Here is a 20,785-nt window from a genome sequence, read left to right as displayed (position 1 = left end):
GCTTAATCCTTGTGTCCCGGCGTTCGCGCCGCCGGCGCCGGCACATGCCTGGAGAGATGATTGAAGAGATCCGGCTCCCACTCCGGGGCAGAGGCGCCGTGCATGGCTCGATGCGCGTTGGCGTAGAGTCCGTCGGCCAGCCAGGACAGGCCGCGCGCGCCCAGCAGGTCGGCGGCGATGGTCATGACGTGGCAGCGGTGGCGCAGATCGGGGGACTGGCCCTGGATGTCCTCGAGGCGCCGCAGCAGCGACTCCACGCCTTGGGTCTCCAATTGCACGACCAGTTCTTCGCGCAGGCCGGCGTATTCCCGCGCGGCGCCGGCCGGCCCGCCACCGGCGTCTGCGCCGCTGATCCAGGCCAGCGTGTCGCCGTCGACAAAGGGACGGCCGTCGCCGAACTGCAGCTTGGCAAGCCCGGGCACGCGCACCAGGAAACGCTCGGCGGCATGCCGGATGGCTTCCGCCACCTGCGGCATCTCAAGCCGTGCGGCCATGCCAGCCGCGAGGAAACTGCCGCGCAACCAGTACGGCGAGGACGTCACGCTCTTTTCGACCCGTTGCAGCAATATCGGGTTGACCGCGTTGGCGGTCAGCGCCTCCTGATAGCCCTCGGCGATATCGGCGGGCACCGCCATCAAGTCGGTGCGCTGATCCTTGCGCGCCGGAGGCGCGGCATTCAGATGTGCCCACAGGGCAAACCGGCGCAGCAGGTAGCCCGTGGGATCGTATGGTTCCTGCTGCGTGATGATCTCCGCCACCGCCAACAGCGAGCGCCGCCGATCCCGCTCATTGTCATGGACCACGGCATGGGAGGCGAAGAAGTCCTCGCTGATCGGTTGTCCGATGGCCTGGGCCGCGATGGGCACGACGTCCGCCTCGCCGGGATAGCGGGTTTCCTCGACCCGCCGGCTGAGCCGGGACTCCAGCCGCGCCAGCATGGGAACGTCCAGTTGCGCCCCCGTGGCGCTGGCTTGCAGGCGGTCCAGCGCCTGTTGCGCCGCCTTGTGGAACTCCGGCGAGAAACTCTCGCCACCCATGCCGGCCAGCGCTTCGCCCAGGCGTTCGACCTGCAGCGCGACCAGCCGGCGCTTGCCCGGGTAGCCCGTGGCACCGGGCTTCGGAAAGCCGGTTTCCCAGTAGCGCTCGACCATGCCGGCCAACACACCGGCGGCCTCGGCCCAGCCGCGCCAGGTACGTGATCGCAAGCGCGCGGCGATCAGGTGCCCGGCGATGCGGAAGTGCTTGCACTGCCGGCCCAGGTACTGGCTCGAGGCCTCGTCGACATAGGCCCAGTCCATGCCCGGCTCGTGCAGGCCGCCGAGCTTGACCATCTCGTGCTCGATGCCCTGGAAGGTCTCGTCTTCTTCATCGAAGCAGCCGGCCGGCTGCCGCTCGTCCAGCGGCGCCAGCAGCACCTCGAAGTTCAGCGGTTGAGGGGCGAACGCATTCACCAGTGACACACCTCGCGCTGCTGCGCGATCAGGTCTTGCAGCCCTGCCGCATCGAACACCAGCCCGTCGAAGGACGGATGGTCGCTATCCAACTGCAGGCGCGCGCCGGGATGAGCCAGGTGGCGCAGTTGCTCGATGGCCACCAGGCCGCGCCCGGCATCTACCACCGTGCCGTCTTCCAGTACCTGCCACGGTCGGATGCCGGACAACGGGCGATCGTCCAGCGACAGGCGCATGTTCACCCGGTTGAGGGCGACCGGCTTGTCGGCCACCAACTGCAGGCGCGAGATATTCGACAGGCAGCTGATTGCCAGGTAGGCGCGAGGCACCGAGGTGCCCAGCGCGGGCGCGGAAAGCACCAGTTTCCATTGCCCCGGCTGCGTGTCCTCGCTGCGTGCCAGCAGGAATTTGCCGTCTCCCGCGACCCGCGCGGCTTCGTTGCGGCGAAGCAGTCTGGTGACCTCGGGGACGGCGTCGCCCGCGGCGGTTGCGGCGATTGCGGCGGCAGCGGCGCTGGCCGCCGGTTGGGCCGGGGCCCGCGGCATCGACGGCGCCGGCGGCGTGCCGGCAGCCGCGTCGAAGCAGGCCAGCCGCTCGACCGCCGAAACGATGGCGGTGCAATCGCGGCCGGCCGCCCCGGTCGGTCTCTCCGCGTCGCAGCCGGCGACCGCGACCACTAACAACAACATCAGATGGCGTAGCCTCGTCATGCAGTCGAATCCTCCCGGTCCAGGTTCCAGAATTGGCACTTGCGCGCCAGGGTGCGTTTGGGAATGCCCAGGCTTTGTGCCGCGCGGCGACGCGATCCGTCGGCCTGCCGCAGGCGCTCGCTGACCAGCAGGCGCTCGAAATCGGCTACGGCGCTGGGCAGGTCCGTGGTTAACCATAGCGAGCGCAGGACAGGATCGACGGCGCCGGCCGGCTCCGGGGCATCGAGCGTGGCTTGCAGGTCACGGATAGTGTCCGCGCCGATGGCCTTGCCCTGTGGCGTGCGTTCGGCGGCCGCCAGCACCAAGCTGCGCAGCTCGCGCACGTTGCCGGGAAGACTGTGCGTCTGCAGCAACGCCATCGCTCTCGGCTCGATGCCGGTGATGTGGCTCTGCCGTCCGCGGTTGTGTTGCAGCAGCACGTGTGTCGCCAGCGCAGCTATGTCCTCGCGCCGTTCACGCAACGGCGGCAGGTGCAAAGTCTGCTGGCGGATGCGGAAATACAGGTCTTCGCGGAAGCGGCCGTCGCGAATCAGTTGCAGCAAGGGCTGGTGCGTGGCGCAAATCAGCCGGAAATCGGAAGCCTGTTCCCGGTTGGCGCCCACCGGCCGGAATTTCTTTTCGTTGAGCAAGCGCAGCAGCGTGCCCTGCAGCGCCACAGGCATGTCGCCGATCTCGTCGAGGAACAGCGTGCCGCCATCGGCCTCGGCCACCAGGCCGCTGCGCGCCTGGGTGGCGCCGGTGAAGGCGCCACGCACACTGCCGAACAGCTCCGCTTCGATCAGGTCCTTGGGGATTGCCGCGCAGTTCACCGGCACGAACTTGCCGTCCCGCGACGAAGCCTGGTGGATCAACCAGGCCGCGTGGTCCTTGCCCGACCCCGTCTCGCCGGTCACCAGCACCGCCAGCGAGGAATCGGCAAGCCGCAGCATCTCCTCGCGCAGGCGCCGCGCCGAGGCCCCGGTGCCGACGAACTCCGCCGCCAGCAGGCGCACCGCGCGAGCCCGACCGCGCTCGGCCTCCTGGTGGCGGCTGAGCGCGCGTTCGTGATCCATGGTGTCGGCCGTACCCAACCGCTCGCGCAAGCGCGCCAGCAGTTGCTCGTGCAGATCCATCAGCGCCTGCCACAAGGCGTCGCCCTGCACCGCCTGCAACGCCGGAGCCGCGCCTGCCAGCACCAGAGAGCCAATCGCTTGCCGCTTGCGATCCCACAACGGCAGTATCGACAGCGCGTCGCGCCCGGGCAGGTGCTCGCGCAGGAATTCGAAGCTCTCCCCCACGCCGACCAGGGCGCCAATCTGCCCGATATGGCAAGGCTTGCCTTCGACCAGGCTGTAGACCAGGGGATTCTCCAGTTCGCTCAGCGGAATCGCGGGGAGCCTGGCAGGCTCGGTCTGCGTGCATGCCAACGGCAGCAACTGATCGCCCGCCGCGTCGCGCCAGTAACACAAACCGCACCTCAAGCCATGAGACCCGACTACGGTGCGCAGCAACATGTCCACCAGCCTTGCCGGGTTCGTCGCCTTGGCCATGTCCCGTGCCAGGCTGGCCACTTCCAGCGCCTCCATTCGCTAGCCTCCGCTCACGCCAACGTTGCTTCGAAGGCGCTGCCATTCCAGCTCAGCCCGGCATGGCCGAAGGCTTCCCCGGACGCCAGGCGCCGCAGCACCGTCAACGACAGTGGCGGCAGCAGCTCGCCGTCGATGCTGGCATCCAGCATGCGCGCCCCGTTCTCATGGCGCGTGCAGCGGGCGCGCAGTTCCACGCGGGCACGGTCGTCCACCACCAGCGCAGCGCCGTAGCGCGCGGCGAACTGCGCGCTCAAACGCTGCAAGCGCGCATCGATGATCTCGCCCAGCACCACTTCGTCCAGGTAGCGGTACGGGATGATCTGCATGCGCGCCAGCAGGGCCGGCTTGAAGAAGCCTTTGAGCCGGCCGCGCAGCGCATCCTCGTCCAGGTCCGCGAGATCGGCATCCTGCTGGTCGAAGCCGAGATTGGAGGTGAGGAAGAACAGGACGTTCTTGCAGTCGATCTGGCGCCCTTCGCCATCGGCCAGCTCGCCCTTGTCGAAAGCCTGGTAGAAGATGTTGAGGACTTCCGGATGGGCCTTCTCGACCTCGTCCAGCAACACCACCGAGTACGGCCGCTTGCGGATCGCCTCGGTCAGCACCCCGCCCTCGCCGTAGCCCACGTAGCCGGGCGGTGCGCCAAGCAGGCGCGATACCGTGTGCTTCTCCTGGAACTCGGACATGTTGATGGTGGTGAGGAATTGCTTGCTGTCGAACAGCGCATCGGCCAGCGCCAGCGCGGTCTCGGTCTTGCCCACGCCACTGGGCCCGACCAGCAGGAAGGCGCCCAGCGGCGTCCCCGGCCGGCGCAGGTCGGCCATCGCTGTGAGCAGATGTCTGTGCACCCTCTCGATGGCCACGTCCTGGCCCTTGACCCGTTCGCGCAAGGCACCTGGCAGGCTGTCGAGCCTTGCCATCCGGTCGCTACTGATGGCGGTGGCGGGAATGCCGGTCCAGTCGGCGATGACCTGGGCGATCTGCTCGTGTCCTACGTCGACGTGCAGCAGCGCGCCATCGCGCTGCTGCACGGCCAGTTCGGCAACCCTGGCGGCCAGCGCGGCGCCGTCGCTCTCCTCGTTTTGCCCGGCACGCAGCGAAAGAATCTCGTCCACCAGCGCGCGCTGCCGTGCCCAAGTCCGTTGCAGCCGCTCCATTCTTTCTGCCACGTCTAGGCGCGCGCCTTCCAGCGCCCGTAGCCGACGCGCATCGACGCTGCGCCCGGAGCGGCCGTCGCGCCGCAGCAGGTCAAGCTCCGCTTCGATTTGCACCGACTCGCGCTCCAGCGCCGAAAGCTGCCGTGGCGGCTCGGCGAGTGCCGTGGCAACGCGTGCGCAGGCGGTATCGAGCACGTCGATGGCTTTGTCCGGCAGTTGCCGGCCGGACAGGTAGCGCGCGGACAACGCTGCGGCGGCACGCAGCGCATCGTCGCCGATATAGACCTTGTGCGCCTGCTCGTAAACCGTGCGCAAGCCCCTCAGGATATGCACCGCCTGCTCCTGGCTCGGCTCATCGAGTTTCACCAACTGGAAGCGCCGGGCAAGCGCTGCGTCCTTCTCGAAGTACTTCTTGTACTCGGACCAAGTCGTGGCGGCGATGGTCCGCAGTTCGCCGCGCGCCAGCGCCGGCTTGAGCAAGTTGGCGCCGTCGCTGCCGCCGGCAGCATTGCCCGAGCCGATCAGCGTATGCGCTTCATCTATGAACAGGATGATCGGCTGCGGCGAGATCTTCACCTCGTCGATCACTGCCTTCAGCCGCTTCTCGAACTCTCCCTTGACCGAGGCGCCGGCCTGGAGCGCGCCCAGGTCCAGCCCCCACAGCGCCACCTGGCGCAGCGGCTCCGGCACGCGCCCGTGGACGATGCGCAGGGCAAGCCCTTCCACCACGGCACTCTTGCCCACGCCCGCATCGCCAACCACGATGGGATTGTTCTTGCGCCGGCGCGAGAGGATATCGATCATCAGGTCGATCTCCGCGTCCCGGCACAGCACCGGGTCGATGCGGCCCCCGCGCGCCTGCGCCGTGAAGTCATGTCCGTACCTGGTCAGCGCCGTATCCACTTCGCCCGCTTGCAGGGTCACCCGCTGCGGCCGGCTCTCGGGGGCTTCGGCCGAACTGGCCAGCAGCGCGGCGAACTGCTTGCGCAAGGCCTCGCGGTTGATGCCGTCGAACAGGTGCACCGCCGCCAGCGGCAGATAGCGCGCCGGGTTGAGCAAGGCGGCCAGTAACAGACTGCCGCCTCGTATGGCCTGCTGGCCCAGTTCCAGCGAGCCGAGCGTCCACGCCTCCTGCAGCAACTCGACCAGCAACGGCGAAAAAGCCGGGTATTGCCCCGGAGCGTCATCCTGCGCCGGGAACGCGGTGGACAGGGCCTGGCGCACCGCATCCGTCTCCAGCCTCGCCCGCTTCATCAGCAAACGCATGTCGGCCAGGGGCTGATCGAGCAGCTTGAACAACAGGTGAGGCACGGTCACCTCGGCACCGCGCTGGCCGATGCACAGGCTGGCAGCTTCCTCCAGGGCCTGGCGGCAAATCGGGTTGAGGCGATCGATCAGTGCGGAGAGCTCGATTCTGATCATGCGGGCAACTTATCCAATGAGATTGAAGCGACCAGGCCACGGCACTTTTCCGACAGGAGACCGGCTCCGGATCGTCGCATCGTGGCCAAGGAAATCAATTAATTCCGAGCCCGTCACGACACCACACAATCAGTCAAAAATCCATCAGATACATCCTAAAACAAGTAATATTTTTTAATATTATTCACAATTTAAAGATGCTCGAAACATCGCGATCAATTTGAAGAATTTTCCTATTGAAATTACCCTCCAACAGGACTGTAATTCCGCGATCAATATCTTTCACATAAATTCAACCGACCAGCGCCATTCCGGCATGTTTATCACGCGGTCCCATGCGGAGCAGCCCAAGAAGCTGCCAGCGTGCTTTTTCGACCAGTGAATTTTCGTTGTTAGTTTATTTTATTTCTGTTGTTAGCCATTTCAACGCACTTCATATACAGGAGTCTTCCATGGCGAAGAAGAGTGCATCAGTTGCCCCGCAAGAACGGATAAACATCAAGTACGTGCCGGCCACGGGTGACCAGCAGGCAGAGATGGAATTGCCATTGAAGTTGCTCGTCACCGGCGACTTCAAGGGACATGGCGAAGAGATCGCGCTGGAGGAGCGGCCCGCGGTCCGCATCGACAAGGACAACTTCGACGACGTGATGGCCGAAGCCGGCCTGGCGCTGAAGATGGAAGTGCCCTCGCGACTTGGCACCGGACAGGACGACGACACGATCGGAGTCGACCTGAGGTTCGGCGCAATGAGCGACTTCAACCCCGACGCCATCGCCCGGCAGGTGCCCGAGCTCGCCAAGCTGCTCGAGCTGCGCGAGGCGCTGGTCGCCCTCAAGGGGCCGCTAGGCAACGTTCCCGCCTTCCGCAAGCAGTTGCAGAGCCTGTTGGCCGACGAAAAGGCGCGCAGCAGGCTGGCCGAGGAACTCAATCTGGTGCTGGGCCAGCCCGGCGCCTGACCTCCCCTCACGACTTCCATCCCACCTCGGTTTCAAAGGATACGAGCATGAAGGCTCAAAGCATCGCCGTAACGGAAGAACGCCAATCCCAGGGGCTACTGGACCAGATCATGGCCCAGACCCGCATCGAACCCAGCCATGAAGGCTATGCCGTCGCCGAGCGCGGCGTCGCGGCCTTCATTTCCGAGATGCTCAAGACCCACGAGCGCGAGCAGCCGGTCAACAAGCAACTTGTCGACCAGATGATCGCGGAGATCGACCGCAAGCTCGGCCACCAGATGGACGCCATCCTGCACCAGAAGCCGCTCCAGGAACTGGAGTCGGCCTGGCGCGGCCTGAGATTGCTGGTGGATCGCACCGATTTCCGCGAGAACATCAAGATCGAAGTCCTGCACGCCACCAAGGAAGAACTGCTGGACGACTTCGAAAGCGCGGGCGACATCACCCGCAGCGGGCTCTACAAGCATATCTACACCGCGGGATATGGCCAGTTCGGCGGCGAGCCCGTGGCGGCCGTCGTCAGCAACTACACATTCGGCCCCTCCGCGCCCGACATCAGGCTGCTCAGCCATGCCGCGTCGGTCGGCGCCATGGCCCACGCGCCCTTCCTTGCCGCCGCCGGCGCCGAATTCCTCAACATCGCCAGCTTCCAGGAACTGCCCAATCTCAAGGAAGTGAAGGACATCTTCGAGGGGCCGCGCTTTGCCAAGTGGCGCGGCCTTCGCGACTCCGAGGATGCGCGCTACCTGGGCCTGACCATGCCCCGCTTCCTGTTGCGCCAGCCCTACGACCCGCTGGAAAATCCCACGCGCAGCTTCGCCTACCGCGAGACCATCGATGGCGAGCACGACAACTACCTGTGGGGCAATACCTCGTACCTGCTGGCCAGCCGCATTACCGACAGCTTCGCCAGGTATCGCTGGTGCCCGAACATCATCGGCCCGCAATCGGGCGGCGCCGTGGACGACCTGCCGGTGCACCTGTACGAATCGCTCGGCCAGCTGCAAGCCAAGATCCCGACCGAGGTGCTGGTATCCGATCGCAAGGAATTCGAACTGGCCGAAGAGGGCTTCATTCCCCTGACCATGCGCAAGGACAGCGACAACGCCGCCTTCTTCTCCGCCAACTCGGTGCAGAAGCCCAAACTCTTCGCCAAGACGCCGGAAGGCCAGGCCGCGCAGACCAATTACAAGCTCGGCACGCAGTTGCCCTACATGTTCATCATCAACCGCCTGGCGCACTACATCAAGGTACTCCAGCGCGAGCAAATCGGCGCCTGGAAGGAACGCCAGGACCTGGAACGCGAACTCAACAACTGGCTCAAGCAATACATCGCCGACCAGGAAAGCCCTTCGGCCGACGTCCGCAGCCGCCGGCCGCTGCGCGCCGCGCGCGTGCTGGTGCAGGACGTGGCGGGTAATCCGGGCTGGTATCAGGTCTCGCTCGCCGTGCGCCCGCACTTCAAGTACATGGGCGCGAACTTCGAGCTCTCGCTGGTAGGCCGGCTGGACAAGGAATGAAGGGAGCCTGACCCGTGCCTCGTTCTCCAGGGCAAGGCAGTCTGTTCGAGCGGCTCGATCCGGAGCTGCCGCCGCGGCGCACGCGCTCGCGGCAGGACCTCGCCACCGAGCGCATCCGCGCCGTCAAGCGGCATCTGGATCAGATCCTCAATACCCGCCGGGGCAGCTCGCAGAGCTGCCCCGGGCTCGGCCTGCCGGACCTCAACGATGCCACCATCGGCAGCAACGACCTGCGCGTGCGCATCTGTCGGGACATCCGCGCGGCGGTGGCGGCGTTCGAGCCGCGCGTCCAGGTACTTCAGGTTCAGCCCGTCACGGACAGCGGCCGCCCGCTGGAACTGCATTTCCGCCTGCATTGCCTGATCCCGGTGAACAACATCGAAGAACAGGTGGAGATCGACCTCATCGTGGGTCGCCACGACCAGTCGACGCTGGTGGTGTAACGCCAGCCAAGGGAAGAACGCAAGATGCCGTTGAAAGGAAAATTCCTCGAGGAAATGGATTATCTCCGCCGACTCGGGCGGGTGTTCGCACGCGACAATCCACAACTCGCCCAGTTCCTCGGCGCGGAGGCCAACGACCCCGACGTCGAGCGGTTGCTGGAGGGCTTTGCCTTCCTTACAGCGAAGTTGCGGCTCAAGATCGAAGACGACCTCCCCGAGGTCACCCACTCGCTGCTGCAACTGCTATGGCCGAACTACCTGCGTCCGCTGCCCAGTGCCACCATCATGCGTTTCGAGCCAGTCGGGCGCGCCATCACCAGCCGCAAGGTCATCGCCAAGGGAACGCGGGTACTGTCCGAACCTGTCGATGGGGTTCGCTGCGAATTCCGCACCTGCACGGATGTCGCGCTGTACCCGCTGCGCATTGCCGACGTGAGCGACGCGCATTCGCGCGAAAAGTCCATCCTGCGCATCGACCTCGCACCGACCACCCGCAACACGCCCGACACCTATGACTGTGATGCCCTGGATTTCCATCTCAGCGGCAGCGACCTCAATGCACTGACGCTGTACCTGTGGCTGGCAAAGTATCTGGGCGAGATCCGCATGGAAGCGGGCGACAAAGTGCGCCGCATACCCGTGAGCCAGATCACCTTCCCCGGCTTCGCCCCGGAGGAGGCCCTGCTGCCGTACCCGCAGAATGTGTTCGATGGCTACCGCGTCCTGCAGGAATATTTCATCTTTCCCAGGCGTTTTTACTTCTTCAGGCTGGCAGGCCTGCGCTCGCAATGGCCCGGCGAGCCCACCGCGCAGATCCGTCTCGAATTCCATTTCACCCGCCCCATGCCGGCCGATATCCGCGTGCGCATGGACGACCTGAGCCTGTATTGCACCCCGGCGGTCAACCTGTTCGAGCATGACGCCGAGCCGGTCAGCCTCAATGGCACGGCAATCGACCAGCGCCTGCGGCCGGGAGGCCAACGCCCTGATGCGTACGAGATCTTCAGTATCGATGCCGTCAACGGCTGGCAGAACACGGAAGATGGCCAGCCGGGGCAATGGCTGCGCACTTATCCGCCGTTCGAGTCGCTGCAGCACGAGATCGAGCATGCCAAGGGAAACACCGCCCTCTACTACCGGACCCGCATCGAACCTGCCCTCGCCGAAGCGGGCGTGGTCCACCGCGTGGCATTCGTGCGCGCTGATGAAGCCGACTATGTGGGCCGCGACGAGACCGTCTCCTTCTCCTTGACCTGCACCAACCGCGACCTGCCCCTGGCGCTGGGTGTCGGCGACATTCGCCGGCAAACGCAGACCACGCCCGACTTCGCCACCTACCGCAACATCACCCGGCCGACACCCTCATACCGGCCAGTGCTGGACGGCAAGCTGCAGTGGCGGTTGATCTCCAACCTGTCGCTCAACTACCTGTCGCTGCAATCGGTCGATCCATTGAAAGCGGTGCTGGGCGCCTATGACTTCGCCGCACTGCACGACATCCAGCATGCGCGCGCCACGCGCAAACGGCTGGACGGCATCGGCGCGGCTGCCACCACTCCCGTTGACCGGCTGATCAAAGGCCTGCCCATCCGTGGCATGAAGACCGAACTCAAGCTGGACCCGGCGGGATTCTTCTGCGAGGGCGACCTTTACCTGTTCGGCACTGTACTGAGCCACTTCTTCGCCCTCTACGCGAGCATCAACTCCTTCCACCTGCTGGAAGCGATCAACACCGGCAACAAGGAGCGTTACGCATGGCCCATGCGAATCGGCAAGCAACCACTGATGTAGCCGACAGGGTGCTGGCGGGCGCCCGCCGTTACAACTTCTTCGGCCTGCTCGAACTGCTGCACCACCTGCACGGCGACGACCTGGAGTCGCCCGACGGCTATGACGCCGAGCATCAGCGCGTGCTGCTGGCAGCCGACCCCGGCCTGGGCTTTCCTGCCTCCGACGTGTCGCGTGCCGGGCGGACACCCGCCAGCGCCCAGCACGACTATCGGGTGCAGGCCACCTTCTTCGGAATGCACGGGCCGGACTCGCCGCTGCCGGGCTACTACCTCGATCGCCTGGCCTACGAGTACGGCCAGAGCATCGGCATCCGCCCTGCGTTCTTCGACTTCTTCAACCATCGCCTGCTGACGCTGCTGCATCAGGCATGGCGAAAATACCGCTATTACATCCGCTTCCAGGCCGAGGCCAGCGACCAGTTCTCGCCCTACATATTCGCCCTCGTCGGCCTGGGGGACGCCCAGTTGCGTGGTACCACGCCGATCGCCTGGAGCCGCCTGCTCAGCTTCGCCGGCATGGTCGCCAGCCGCAGCCGCTCGCCCTCCATGGTGACCGGCATCATCGCACACTGCTTCGACCTTGAAGGCGTGCACATCCGCGAATACGAGTTCCGCTACGCGGACCTCGACGAAACCGACCTGATTGCCCTGGGCAAGAAGAACGGCGCCTTGGGCGAGAGCTTTATCGTCGGCCGACGTGTGCGCTCGCGTCACAGCAAGTTCACCATCGTCATCCCCGATCTCCCGCAGCAGCGCTTCCGCGCGTTCCTGCCCAGCGGCGAGGACTTCGCACGCCTGCGCAGACTGGTCGACTTTCTCCTGCGCAACCCGATCGCCTACGATCTGGAACTCGGCCTGCGCGTGGACGAAGTCGCTCCCTTCAATCTGCGGCGTGGCGCGGGCAGCCAACTGGGCTGGACCAGCTTCTTCGAGCGCAAGGTCCTGCGCAAGCCGCCGCCCGTACGAATCAAGGTGCGCCTATGACCGATCGTGCAACCGAGCGTCGGGTGGCGCTGGTGGTCACCAACCCGCAGGCCCTGCAGCAAGGCAGCACGCCCCGGCACAGCTTTGGCGCCGAAGGCGGCAGCATCGGCTCCGGAAACGTCAGCTGGTGCCTGGCCGATGGCGCGCAGCGCGTGCAGCCCGTGCATTGCGAAATTCTCATGGAGGACGACGCCTTTGTGGTGGTCGACCGCAGCGGCCAGACCCGCATCAACGACCATGCCGACCCCATCGGCATGAACGTCGGCGCACGGCTCAGCGAAGGCGATCTGCTGCACATCGGCCCGTACGTCGCCACGGTGCATCTGGACGACGCCTCCGATGCCCTGCCCGATGCGACACGGCACCTTGCCCAGTACGAAGTCGGCGAACTGCTCAACGACCCAGGCATGCAACTGGACGACCTGACCACGCCGGCAGCGGCGCTGGCGTGGGAAACAACATCGGTCGCGTCGGAGGACGACGCCCTGTCTGCCTTCGGCGAACTATCCGCGCCAACCCCACCGGGCGGGGAACTCGACCCGCTGGTGGCACTGGACGCCGCTGAACGCCGGCAGCGGACTCGGGAAGACCGCCTCGATCCCCTCGACCCCACGCATTACGGCATGTCACCGGCCTGGACGCAGCAGGACCTTGCCGCCACGCGTTTCGAGGCTGTTTCCGGCTCACCCGCTACCCAACATGGAGATTCAGGCATGCCGCAGCAAGACACCCGCGCCCTCGCAGCCCAGCAATGGTTGACCAGCCAGCACGTGGACGGCATCGATCCCGGCCAGCTCGCCGCACCTCTGGTACAGGGACTGGACGCCCCAGTAGGCGTGCTGGACGCCCAGGCCAGCTACGCCCTGCTGCTGGAAGCCGGCCAGGCACTGGGCGCGGCAATTCGCGGCCTGGCGGCCCTGCATGGGGCCCAGGCCGGCGAACAGCGACGGCTGACGCTGCACCACCGCACCCTCCAGCCGATCGAAGACAACCCGCTGCGCCTGGGCCAAAGCTACCCGGACACGGTAGCCTCCCTGTTCTCAGCCAACCGCAGTGTCGTGCACCTGGCGCCGGCGGCGGCCATCGAGGAAAGCCTGGAGCAACTGCGTCTGCAGCACAAAGCCATGCTGCAGGCCATCAGTGCCGCCCTCGATGCATTGCTGCAGTCCTTCTCCCCGCAACAGCTATTGAGCCGGTTCCGCCGCTACCGCCCGGACCAGGCAGAGTCGCAGCCTGGCGACTGGGCCTGGCAGATGTACACGCATTACTACGACGAACTGACGTCGGGCCGCCAGCAGGGCTTCGACAAGCTCTTCTGGGAGGTGTTCGACCAGGCCTACGACAAAGCCGTGCGCGCGGAGGCGCAATGAGGCGCGCGCTCTCTACCTTCCTGAGCGCAGCACTCCTTTCCGGTTGCAGCACCGTTGGCAACGTCGTGAAGAAGACCGCGCAGGTTCTGATGGACCCGTCCATCCAGGTCGGCGCGGCGGAGGACCAGCCCACGCGCATCGCGCTCAGCCTTTACGCCGGCATCGACGTCAACCCCAACCCGGCCAGCCTGACCGCAGATGCCGCAGATGCCGCGGATACCGTTCCCGTATCGGCGAACTTGCCCAAGGCGGCCTCAGACGGCCCTTATGCCATCCGGCTGGACAGCCGCAGCAAAGCCGGGCTGATCGAGCAACTGCGCAGCCTGCTCGGCGTACTGGAGGCCGAAGAGCCGCAGCAGCCGACGCTGCTGCCGCCGCGGCCGGCAGCGGCTAAGTCGAGTCCGCGATGGGGTGACAGCCTGGGCGACATGGGCGTTCGCAACGAAGACAGCGCCTGGCCCATCCCATCGCCATACGTCATTCCCTCCCTGTCACCGGTCGAAGCGCCGAAATTTGCCGAAACGTTGCCGGCAGACATACCACGGTTATTGTCCATCGCGACCGTCGGGCCCGAGGCGGCGGCGGACGCATCCCCAGGGGACGGCCAGGCACTTGGCCAGTACGCCCGCGGCACTGGTCTGCCCGCCGCCAGACCGACGTCATTGCCCCGGACCACGGCCTCTGCCGGTGCGCCGACCCCGATCGCCTTCAAAGTCCTGCAGCTGAAAGACGACTCCTTGCTGGAGAGCGCCGATGCCCAGCAACTGGCGGAGAACCTGAAAAAGACGCTGGGCAGCACCTTCATCAGCGTCGACGATTACGTGCTGCAGCCCGGCCAATTCAAGTTCATCGACTTCTCCAGCATCCAGGCGGACACCCGCTACCTGGCCGTCGTCGGGAAGTTCCACGACCCCAACGCCGAACGCTGGAAGCAGGTCTTCCGCCTGGAGCCTCGTGGGCGCAGGTACGCCCTGCTGGTAACCCTGCAGAACACCCGCGTCACCGTCACGGACGAAAGCTATCGCGCGGCGCAGGATGCGCCGGCACTCCAACCGAGTACCAAGCCATGACCAGCAAGAATCCCGTCATCTGGGAGGAAGGGGCGTTCATCAAGCCCCAGCATTTCCAGCAACAGAACCGCGCGCTGGAACACCATGCCAATCAGCGCGTGAATAGCGTGAGCCCGCATCTCTACGGCTTCACCGAGTTGGAGTTGAACCAGGAATTCCTGGCCTTCGGCAAGATCGCTGTCATCCGCGCCCGCGGCGTGATGCCGGACGGCACTGTGTTCGATATCCCCAATGATCACGCGCCGCCGGCACCGCTGCCCATCGCCAGCGCTGCCGCCATCAACCAGGCCGTCCACCTCATCCTGCCGCTCAGGTCCGAAGGCGTGCTGGAAGTGCGCTGGCCCGATACCTACGCCAACACCCGTTATCTCCACAGCGCCGAAGACATCCGCGACAGCCACAGCCCGGAGGGAGACCACACCAGTGTGGCGCTGGCCACCCTCAACCTTCAGCTGGCGCTGGATAACGATGACCGCAGTGCCTTCACCAGCCTGGCCCTGGGCCGCATTCTCGACCGCCGCCCAGACGGCAGCCTGGTGCTGGACGACGGTTTTTATCCCACCGGCCTGTGCGTCAACGCCATCGCTCCGCTGGCCCGCTTCCTCGACGAGGCCGCCACCCTCATGCGCGAGCGCGCCAAGAACATCGCCGAGCGGATCGGCTCGCCCGGCCAGTCTGGCGTGGCCGACATCACCGACTTCAACCTGCTGCAGGCTCTCAATCGCCTGCACCCGCTGTTCCGGCATCTGTCGCTCCAGCGCCAGGCGCATCCCGAACAACTCTATATCGCTTTCAGCCAGGCCTGCGGCGAACTTGTTACCTTCACCGACGAGGGTCGCCTGCCAGCCGAATATCCAGCCTACCAGCACGACCGCCCGCGCGAATCGTTCCAGCCGCTGCTCGACACGCTGCGGCGCACGCTGAGCACCGTGCTGCAGCCGCGCGCCGTCTCTCTGCCGATCGCCAAGCAGCAATACGGCGTGCTCACCGCCAACGTGCATGACCGCCGCCTGTTCGAGGGGGCCGACTTCATCCTCGCGGTACGCGCGCGCATGCCCCTGGACCAGCTGCGACAGCAGTTCCTGCAGCAGGCAAAGGTAGCGTCCATGGAAAAGCTGGGCGAATTCGTCCGCCTGCAGTTGCCCGGCATCCCGCTGACGCCACTGCCGGTGGCGCCGCGCCACCTGCCGTACCACGCCGGCTTCAGCTACTTCCAGCTCGACAGCAGCCACCCCAGCTGGCAGATGATGAAGGGCGCCGCCGGTTTCGGCTTCCATGTTCCGGGCGACTACCCCGAGCTGGAGCTGCAGTTCTGGGCCATCAGGAGTCAATGACATGACCACCACCGTCAATATCGGCAACGACCGCGGCCACTACCTGCGGACCCCGCCACCCGCGCCGGTACAAGACAAGGAAGAGCTCGCCTACGAACACGTCGCGCAGCTCGATCACGACGAAGACCTGCGCTTCAAATTGCGCGGGCACAGCATCAACCCGCTGGTGGATGCCGCCCAGCCGCTGTTCGGCCTGGTCATGCGCCTGCGCAGGCTGCAGAAGTTCGATGACGTCCAGCGGCTCTACGAAACCGTACGCGACCAGGTCACCGCGCTCAGCGACGAAGTCCGCCAGTACGGCTACGACAGCGCCACCCTGATGGCCTATCGCTATGCCCTGTGCACCTTCATCGACGAAGCGGTCATGGCCACGCCGTGGGGCGGCAAGGATTCGGTGTGGTCGCAGCGCTCCCTGCTCAGCCATCACCACAAGGAAACCTGGGGCGGCGAGAAGTTCTTCACCGTGCTGTCGCGCATGATGATGGACCCGGCCAAGTATCGCGACGTACTGGAGTTCAAATACCTGTGCCTATGCCTGGGCTTCAAGGGCAAGTACGGCATGCAGCACAACCAGAACGAAACCCTCAACGGCATCATCACCAGACTGCATCTCGCCCTGCGTCAACTGCGCGGCGAGACGCCCGAGCAGTTGACCGACGCGCAGACCAACGTCGCCACCCGGCGTTACCGCCTCGGCCGGCTCATGCCGCTGTGGGCGCCCTGGGCCATGGCGCTGGCGGTGCTCGCCATCGCCTACGCGCTGTTCGCGGTGAAACTGGGCAGCACCACCAACCTGGTCCTGCAGTCGCTGGACGCCATTCTCAAGCCATGAGGGCCACAGTGCCACGCTAACTTGCCACGCACGGACTTGCCGGAGCGATGGCGGCGGCTGACGGAATCATCCGCAATTCCGCAAGATCCGATGATCGGGATATTGCCCCCGGCATATCCCTTCCGGCATCGCCCGCCACATACTGTTCATTCATACAGTATTTTTTGGTGTGCATCCTGGGTAACAGCAAACCGGCTGGCCGGACCGTTCGACTGGCCGGCGTCTGCGTCGTCCTCGCCCGGCACAAGCGCTGAGGTCGGCGGCCCGGCTCCCGCTTGACCCCGCCGCTCGACATCTCCCTGCTTCCCGGGCGGAATGCAGGCGCTCCACCTTTCCCAAAGAACCTCAAAGAACATTTAAATCACCTTGCCGGTCTGGCTCTGGCAGTTTTTCCGTTTTCGCGCGTCAAGGAGAGTGAGGCCCCGCATGTCGACGCGGCGCGCCGCCATTTCCAACCGTCCCAAGAAAGGGCCCAAGCCGTGGATTCGCCAGCCTGCCATTCCCCCGAGACCGAGATGCCAGTGCCGTCACGCCGGGAAACGCCGCCGGGACGATCGTCGCTGCCCGGCATCGTGTCGCGCACCGTTGCCGGCATTGGCGGCGGTTACCTGCTTGCCAGTGCATGCATTCTTGCCTCTGCGGCATTGGGTCCGGACTTGCGAGCCAGCGCCATCATGACGGCGAGCCTGTCGAGCTATGCGATCTACACGGCAGCGGTGGTGTGGGCGTTCTCGGCACGCACCGCCCTGCTCGCCTGGTCCGGCTTGCTAGCGCCGTCGGCCCTGCTGCTGGCGATCGCCGGCGTGGCGCACCGGGTGGCGCGGGCATGAAGGAGAACTTCCGGCAATCGATGGCGTGGCTGCACACGTGGTGCGGCCTCTGGCTCGGGTGGCTGCTCTTCGCCGTGTTCCTGTGCGGAGCGCTTAGCGTATTCCACGCACCGGTTACCCGCTGGATGCAACCTGAGCGACTGATGGTGAGCGACGGGGCATTCGACCCTGACATCGCATTGGCGCATGCCCAGGAGACGCTCGAACACGAAGCGCCGGACGCGGCCAGCTGGCGCATCGAATTCCCCTCCGCCGAGGATCGCGCCATGCATTTGCACTGGGATGGGCAGGAAGGGGGCGAGCTGCGCCTGGATCCGATCACCGGCGCCGCGCTGCCGCCGGCGCGCGACACCGAAGGCGGCCACCATTTCATCGAGTTTCACTACGAACTCCATGCCGGCATGGCCGGCGTGTGGATCGTCGCATTCGCGACTATGGCGATGCTGGTGGCGCTGGTATCCGGCATCGTCACGCACCGCCGTTTCTTCAAGGACTTTTTTACCTTCCGACCGGGCAAGGGCCAGCGTTCCTGGCTCGACGCGCATAACGCGCTTGGCGTGCTGACGCTGCCGTTCCTGTTCCTGATCAGCTATACGGGGCTCATTATCTGGTGGCCCGACACCATGCCGGCAGGCATTGATGTGCACTACAACGGCGACCAGCGCGCTTTCTTCGACGACGTGGGGCGTGGCGGCTGGCTTCAGCCGAAAGCCGTGGCACCGGCCGGCGACCCTGCCCCGCTTGCGCCGCTGCCGGCGCTCCTTGCAGATGCCAGGGCACGCCTTGCGACCGGCACAGGCGCGGGCGGCGCACAAGCCGACCACCGCACCGTCGCCACCGTGATGGTGGAACGCCCTGGCCGCACCACCGCCAGCGTGATCGTCGCCGGGCCTTACCGCTTCGATGGTGTCGCGTTCGCCGCGGCACGCGAATTCCGGTATGACGGCGTGACCGGCGCCTACCTCTCGACCCATGCCAATGATGAAATGCTCGGCGAAGGCGCGAACCCGGCATTGGTGGCCGGCTCGGTCTTGCGCACGCTCCATATGGCCCGCTTTGGCGGCGACACGGTCAAGTGGCTTTACTTTGTCTGCGGCCTGGCTGGCGCGGCCATGATCGCGGCCGGGTTGCTGCTGTTTTCCGTCAAGCGTGCCAGTCGCAAGGCGCGTGAATTCGGCGCAGCCAGCGCGCGTGTCTACGAGGTGATCGAACGGCTCAACGTTGCTGCCATCGCTGGCCTGCTGCTCGCCTGCATCGTCTACTTGTGGGGAAATCGATTGTTGCCGCTCGGCCTGGTGGAGCGCCATCACGATGAGGCAGGCGTGTTCTTTGCCGCATGGCTGGCCGCGACGGTGCATGCACTGGCCAGCGCCCCGGCCCGGGCATGGCCGGCGCAATTGGGAACGGCCGGTTTGCTTTGCCTCGCGCTGCCGATATTGAATGCGGCGACCACCGGATGGCACCTGGCACGCTACTTGACGCACGGAGACTGGCAAGCCGCCAGTGTGGAGCTTGCCGTGCTGGTGGCCGGGATGCTGATGCTCTGGGCGGCGCTGCGGCTGCGGCGCAGGCCAGCCGCGATACGGACGGGAGCTCGCCAGGACGGAAAGTCCGGCAAGGCGGACGAGCCTGCCGGGCTGGGTGCGCTCGGCACGCGCGGAGAAGCGCGATGATCGCCAACCTGTCGCCGCTGTCACCCATGCTGGGCGCGTGGAGCAGCCTGGCGCTCTGCTATGCCGGCATGACCGCGCTTTGCCTTGCCATGGACCGGCATCATGCGCAGTTATGGCGGCGAGAGCCGGCCCGGGTGCATCGGATCATCTTGCGCAGCGTGGGCTGGCTGCTGCTGATGCTGGCTGCGCTGTCCTGCCTGCGCGGCTGGGGCGCAAGCATCGGCGCCGTCGTATGGACTGGCTCGCTGTCGGCGGCCGCACTCGCGCTGGTGGGACTCCAGGCCTGGCGCCCGCGTGCCGCGGCCGGGCTTGCGGTGCCCGCCGTCCTGTCCGGTGTCGCCGGGCTGACGCTTGGCTGATGCCGGCATCAAGCCCGCGTGACCGCGCATCCGGCTTCGCCCTTCCCCATCACGCGTGCGTACCGCCCGGCTTCCCTTCCCGGCTTCCGCACCATCCCTTTGAACCGACCACACCGAGACATCTCGACGCATGGCCAACGCTAAACGCTTTCTTCCGCTCACCGCCGCCTTGCTGGCTGTCACTGCGATCTGCGGCACGGTCTGGTGGATCAGCGGCGGCAAACCTGCCTACGACACGGTCGCGCTCGCGCGCGGCAACGTGGAGACCAGCGTCACCGCGCTGGGAACGCTGCAGCCACGCAGCTACGTCGATGTCGGCGCGCAGGTGTCCGGCCAGATTACGCAACTGCTGGTCCAGGTTGGCGATACCGTAAAGCAAGGCCAGTTGCTCGCGGAAATCGACGCCAGCGTGCCGCGCGCCACCGTGGAAGCCGGCCGGGCCGAACTCGCCGGCCTCAAGGCCCAACTGGCCGAGCAACAGGCGCTGTTCGAACTGGCCCGACAGCAGGACACGCGCCAGCGCCACCTGGCCGGCAACGACGCCACGCGGGAGGAAGACGTGCAAACTGCCGCCGCCGCGCTCAAGACGGCCGCGGCGCGCATGGACCGATTGCGCGCGCAGATCGAACAGACGCAGTCGACGCTGAACGGCGACGTCGCCAAGCTGGGCTACACGCGCATCTACGCGCCGATGGCCGGCACTGTGGTAACGCTGGAAGCGCGTCTGGGCCAGACCCTCAACGCAACCTACCAGACCCCAAACCTGTTGCGCATCGCCGACCTGAACGCCATGACGGTCTGGACCGAAGTCTCGGAGGCCGATGTGCGGCGTGTGTTGACCGGTATGCCGGTCAGCTTCAATACGCTGGGCAGCAGCCAGCGCCGCTGGCGCAGCAAGGTTCGCCAGGTGCTGCCGGCGCCGCCGGCGCCGGCGGGTCAGGCACAGCAGGCGCAAGGGAACCAGCCAGCCGCTCCGGCCAGCAAGGTGGTGTTGTACACCGTGTTGTTCGACGTCGACAACGCGGACGGCGAACTGATGCCGCAGATGACCGCGCAGGTGTCGTTCGTCGCGGCGCAAGCCAGCGACACGCTGGTGGCGCCGCTGGCCGCGTTGCAGGCGATTGACGGCAAGCCGGATCGCTTCCGTGCCCGCGTGCTCGACGGCAATGGCAGGGCTCAGTCGCGCGAGGTGCGCGTGGGTGTGCGCGACCGCCTGCGCGGGCAGGTATTGGAAGGCCTGCGCGAGGGCGAGTTGCTCATTACCGGCGAGCGCAAGCCGGCCGATGACATGCCCCGGATCCGCCTGTGAGCACGAG

Annotated in this window: 17 protein-coding genes; 13 read left to right on the top strand and 4 right to left on the bottom strand. The window is 66.0% G+C overall.

Annotated features, from left to right (window positions below; translation table 11 throughout):
• Window positions 1-2 precede the first annotated feature (2 nt).
• The 4 genes from tssA to tssH are packed head-to-tail and all read right to left on the bottom strand — an operon-like array spanning window position 3 to window position 6,305.
• A complete protein-coding gene (gene tssA / locus ACKI2N_RS07615; protein WP_420995083.1) occupies window positions 3-1,415 on the bottom strand; it encodes a type VI secretion system protein TssA in 1,413 nt (470 codons plus the stop codon).
• Window positions 1,416-1,447: 32 nt separating this feature from the next.
• On the bottom strand, window positions 1,448-2,161 hold the full coding sequence (gene vasI / locus ACKI2N_RS07610) for a type VI secretion system-associated protein VasI (protein WP_420995084.1): 714 nt from the start codon (window positions 2,159-2,161) through the stop codon (window positions 1,448-1,450).
• A complete protein-coding gene (locus ACKI2N_RS07605) occupies window positions 2,158-3,726 on the bottom strand; it encodes a sigma 54-interacting transcriptional regulator (RefSeq protein ID WP_420995085.1) in 1,569 nt (522 codons plus the stop codon). The genes vasI and ACKI2N_RS07605 overlap by 4 nt, the downstream gene beginning before the upstream one ends.
• 14 nt (window positions 3,727-3,740) lie before the next feature.
• A complete protein-coding gene (gene tssH / locus ACKI2N_RS07600) occupies window positions 3,741-6,305 on the bottom strand; it encodes a type VI secretion system ATPase TssH (RefSeq protein ID WP_420995086.1) in 2,565 nt (854 codons plus the stop codon).
• A gap of 452 nt (window positions 6,306-6,757) precedes the next feature.
• Between tssH and tssB the strand changes: the two genes are divergently transcribed.
• The 13 genes from tssB to ACKI2N_RS07535 all read left to right on the top strand — a co-directional run bounded on the left by tssB (window position 6,758) and on the right by ACKI2N_RS07535 (window position 20,778).
• Window positions 6,758-7,264 (top strand): type VI secretion system contractile sheath small subunit, encoded by a 507-nt coding sequence (gene tssB / locus ACKI2N_RS07595; protein ID WP_420995087.1) that lies wholly within the window; start codon window positions 6,758-6,760, stop codon window positions 7,262-7,264.
• A 47-nt stretch (window positions 7,265-7,311) separates the two neighbouring features.
• Window positions 7,312-8,784 (top strand): type VI secretion system contractile sheath large subunit, encoded by a 1,473-nt coding sequence (gene tssC / locus ACKI2N_RS07590; protein ID WP_420995088.1) that lies wholly within the window; start codon window positions 7,312-7,314, stop codon window positions 8,782-8,784.
• A gap of 14 nt (window positions 8,785-8,798) precedes the next feature.
• Complete coding sequence (gene tssE, locus ACKI2N_RS07585) at window positions 8,799-9,227, top strand: type VI secretion system baseplate subunit TssE (RefSeq protein ID WP_420995089.1); 429 nt, start codon at window positions 8,799-8,801, stop codon at window positions 9,225-9,227.
• Between the two features lie 24 nt (window positions 9,228-9,251).
• Window positions 9,252-11,018 (top strand): type VI secretion system baseplate subunit TssF, encoded by a 1,767-nt coding sequence (gene tssF, locus ACKI2N_RS07580; protein WP_420995090.1) that lies wholly within the window; start codon window positions 9,252-9,254, stop codon window positions 11,016-11,018.
• Complete coding sequence (gene tssG, locus ACKI2N_RS07575; protein WP_420995091.1) at window positions 10,982-12,001, top strand: type VI secretion system baseplate subunit TssG; 1,020 nt, start codon at window positions 10,982-10,984, stop codon at window positions 11,999-12,001. Before tssF ends, tssG begins: the two co-directional genes overlap by 37 nt.
• Complete coding sequence (gene tagH, locus ACKI2N_RS07570) at window positions 11,998-13,371, top strand: type VI secretion system-associated FHA domain protein TagH (protein WP_420995092.1); 1,374 nt, start codon at window positions 11,998-12,000, stop codon at window positions 13,369-13,371. The genes tssG and tagH overlap by 4 nt, the downstream gene beginning before the upstream one ends.
• Window positions 13,368-14,441: a type VI secretion system lipoprotein TssJ gene (gene tssJ / locus ACKI2N_RS07565; RefSeq protein WP_420995093.1), complete on the top strand. Its 1,074-nt coding sequence runs from the start codon at window positions 13,368-13,370 to the stop codon at window positions 14,439-14,441. Before tagH ends, tssJ begins: the two co-directional genes overlap by 4 nt.
• Complete coding sequence (tssK, locus tag ACKI2N_RS07560; RefSeq protein WP_420995094.1) at window positions 14,438-15,775, top strand: type VI secretion system baseplate subunit TssK; 1,338 nt, start codon at window positions 14,438-14,440, stop codon at window positions 15,773-15,775. Before tssJ ends, tssK begins: the two co-directional genes overlap by 4 nt.
• A 1-nt stretch (window position 15,776) precedes the next feature.
• Window positions 15,777-16,607 carry a type IVB secretion system protein IcmH/DotU gene (gene icmH / locus ACKI2N_RS07555; protein WP_420995095.1) on the top strand — a complete coding sequence of 277 codons (831 nt, stop codon included), beginning with the start codon at window positions 15,777-15,779 and terminating at the stop codon, window positions 16,605-16,607.
• 275 nt (window positions 16,608-16,882) lie between these two features.
• Window positions 16,883-17,437, top strand: a complete 555-nt coding sequence (locus ACKI2N_RS07550; protein ID WP_420995096.1) for a hypothetical protein — start codon at window positions 16,883-16,885, stop codon at window positions 17,435-17,437.
• Window positions 17,434-19,110, top strand: coding sequence for a PepSY-associated TM helix domain-containing protein (locus ACKI2N_RS07545; protein WP_420995097.1), 1,677 nt, complete (start codon window positions 17,434-17,436; stop codon window positions 19,108-19,110). Before ACKI2N_RS07550 ends, ACKI2N_RS07545 begins: the two co-directional genes overlap by 4 nt.
• The gene (locus tag ACKI2N_RS07540) at window positions 19,107-19,469 is read left to right on the top strand and encodes a DUF3325 domain-containing protein (RefSeq protein WP_420995098.1); all 363 of its coding nucleotides are present in this window, start codon (window positions 19,107-19,109) and stop codon (window positions 19,467-19,469) included. The genes ACKI2N_RS07545 and ACKI2N_RS07540 overlap by 4 nt, the downstream gene beginning before the upstream one ends.
• A 130-nt stretch (window positions 19,470-19,599) precedes the next feature.
• Window positions 19,600-20,778, top strand: coding sequence for an efflux RND transporter periplasmic adaptor subunit (locus ACKI2N_RS07535; protein ID WP_420995099.1), 1,179 nt, complete (start codon window positions 19,600-19,602; stop codon window positions 20,776-20,778).
• Window positions 20,779-20,785 lie beyond the last annotated feature (7 nt).

The sequence above is a fragment of the Cupriavidus sp. 30B13 genome (genome assembly GCF_049059565.2).
In the GTDB taxonomy this organism is placed as follows: domain Bacteria; phylum Pseudomonadota; class Gammaproteobacteria; order Burkholderiales; family Burkholderiaceae; genus Cupriavidus.
Note: the sequence above shows the minus strand (reverse complement) of the source record. Positions and strands in the feature narration are given on the sequence as shown.

Excerpts from the sequence above, each read along its gene's own strand:
- vasI (WP_420995084.1), bottom strand. The coding sequence starts at position 2,161 with ATGACGAGGCTACGCCATCTGATGTTGTTGTTAGTGGTCGCGGTCGCC.
- tssC (WP_420995088.1), top strand. The coding sequence starts at position 7,312 with ATGAAGGCTCAAAGCATCGCCGTAACGGAAGAACGCCAATCCCAGGGG.
- ACKI2N_RS07535 (WP_420995099.1), top strand. The coding sequence starts at position 19,600 with ATGGCCAACGCTAAACGCTTTCTTCCGCTCACCGCCGCCTTGCTGGCT.
- ACKI2N_RS07545 (WP_420995097.1), top strand. The coding sequence starts at position 17,434 with ATGAAGGAGAACTTCCGGCAATCGATGGCGTGGCTGCACACGTGGTGC.
- tssF (WP_420995090.1), top strand. The coding sequence starts at position 9,252 with ATGCCGTTGAAAGGAAAATTCCTCGAGGAAATGGATTATCTCCGCCGA.
- tagH (WP_420995092.1), top strand. The coding sequence starts at position 11,998 with ATGACCGATCGTGCAACCGAGCGTCGGGTGGCGCTGGTGGTCACCAAC.
- tssG (WP_420995091.1), top strand. The coding sequence starts at position 10,982 with ATGGCCCATGCGAATCGGCAAGCAACCACTGATGTAGCCGACAGGGTG.
- tssJ (WP_420995093.1), top strand. The coding sequence starts at position 13,368 with ATGAGGCGCGCGCTCTCTACCTTCCTGAGCGCAGCACTCCTTTCCGGT.
- ACKI2N_RS07605 (WP_420995085.1), bottom strand. The coding sequence starts at position 3,726 with ATGGAGGCGCTGGAAGTGGCCAGCCTGGCACGGGACATGGCCAAGGCG.
- tssK (WP_420995094.1), top strand. The coding sequence starts at position 14,438 with ATGACCAGCAAGAATCCCGTCATCTGGGAGGAAGGGGCGTTCATCAAG.
- icmH (WP_420995095.1), top strand. The coding sequence starts at position 15,777 with ATGACCACCACCGTCAATATCGGCAACGACCGCGGCCACTACCTGCGG.
- tssB (WP_420995087.1), top strand. The coding sequence starts at position 6,758 with ATGGCGAAGAAGAGTGCATCAGTTGCCCCGCAAGAACGGATAAACATC.
- tssH (WP_420995086.1), bottom strand. The coding sequence starts at position 6,305 with ATGATCAGAATCGAGCTCTCCGCACTGATCGATCGCCTCAACCCGATT.
- ACKI2N_RS07540 (WP_420995098.1), top strand. The coding sequence starts at position 19,107 with ATGATCGCCAACCTGTCGCCGCTGTCACCCATGCTGGGCGCGTGGAGC.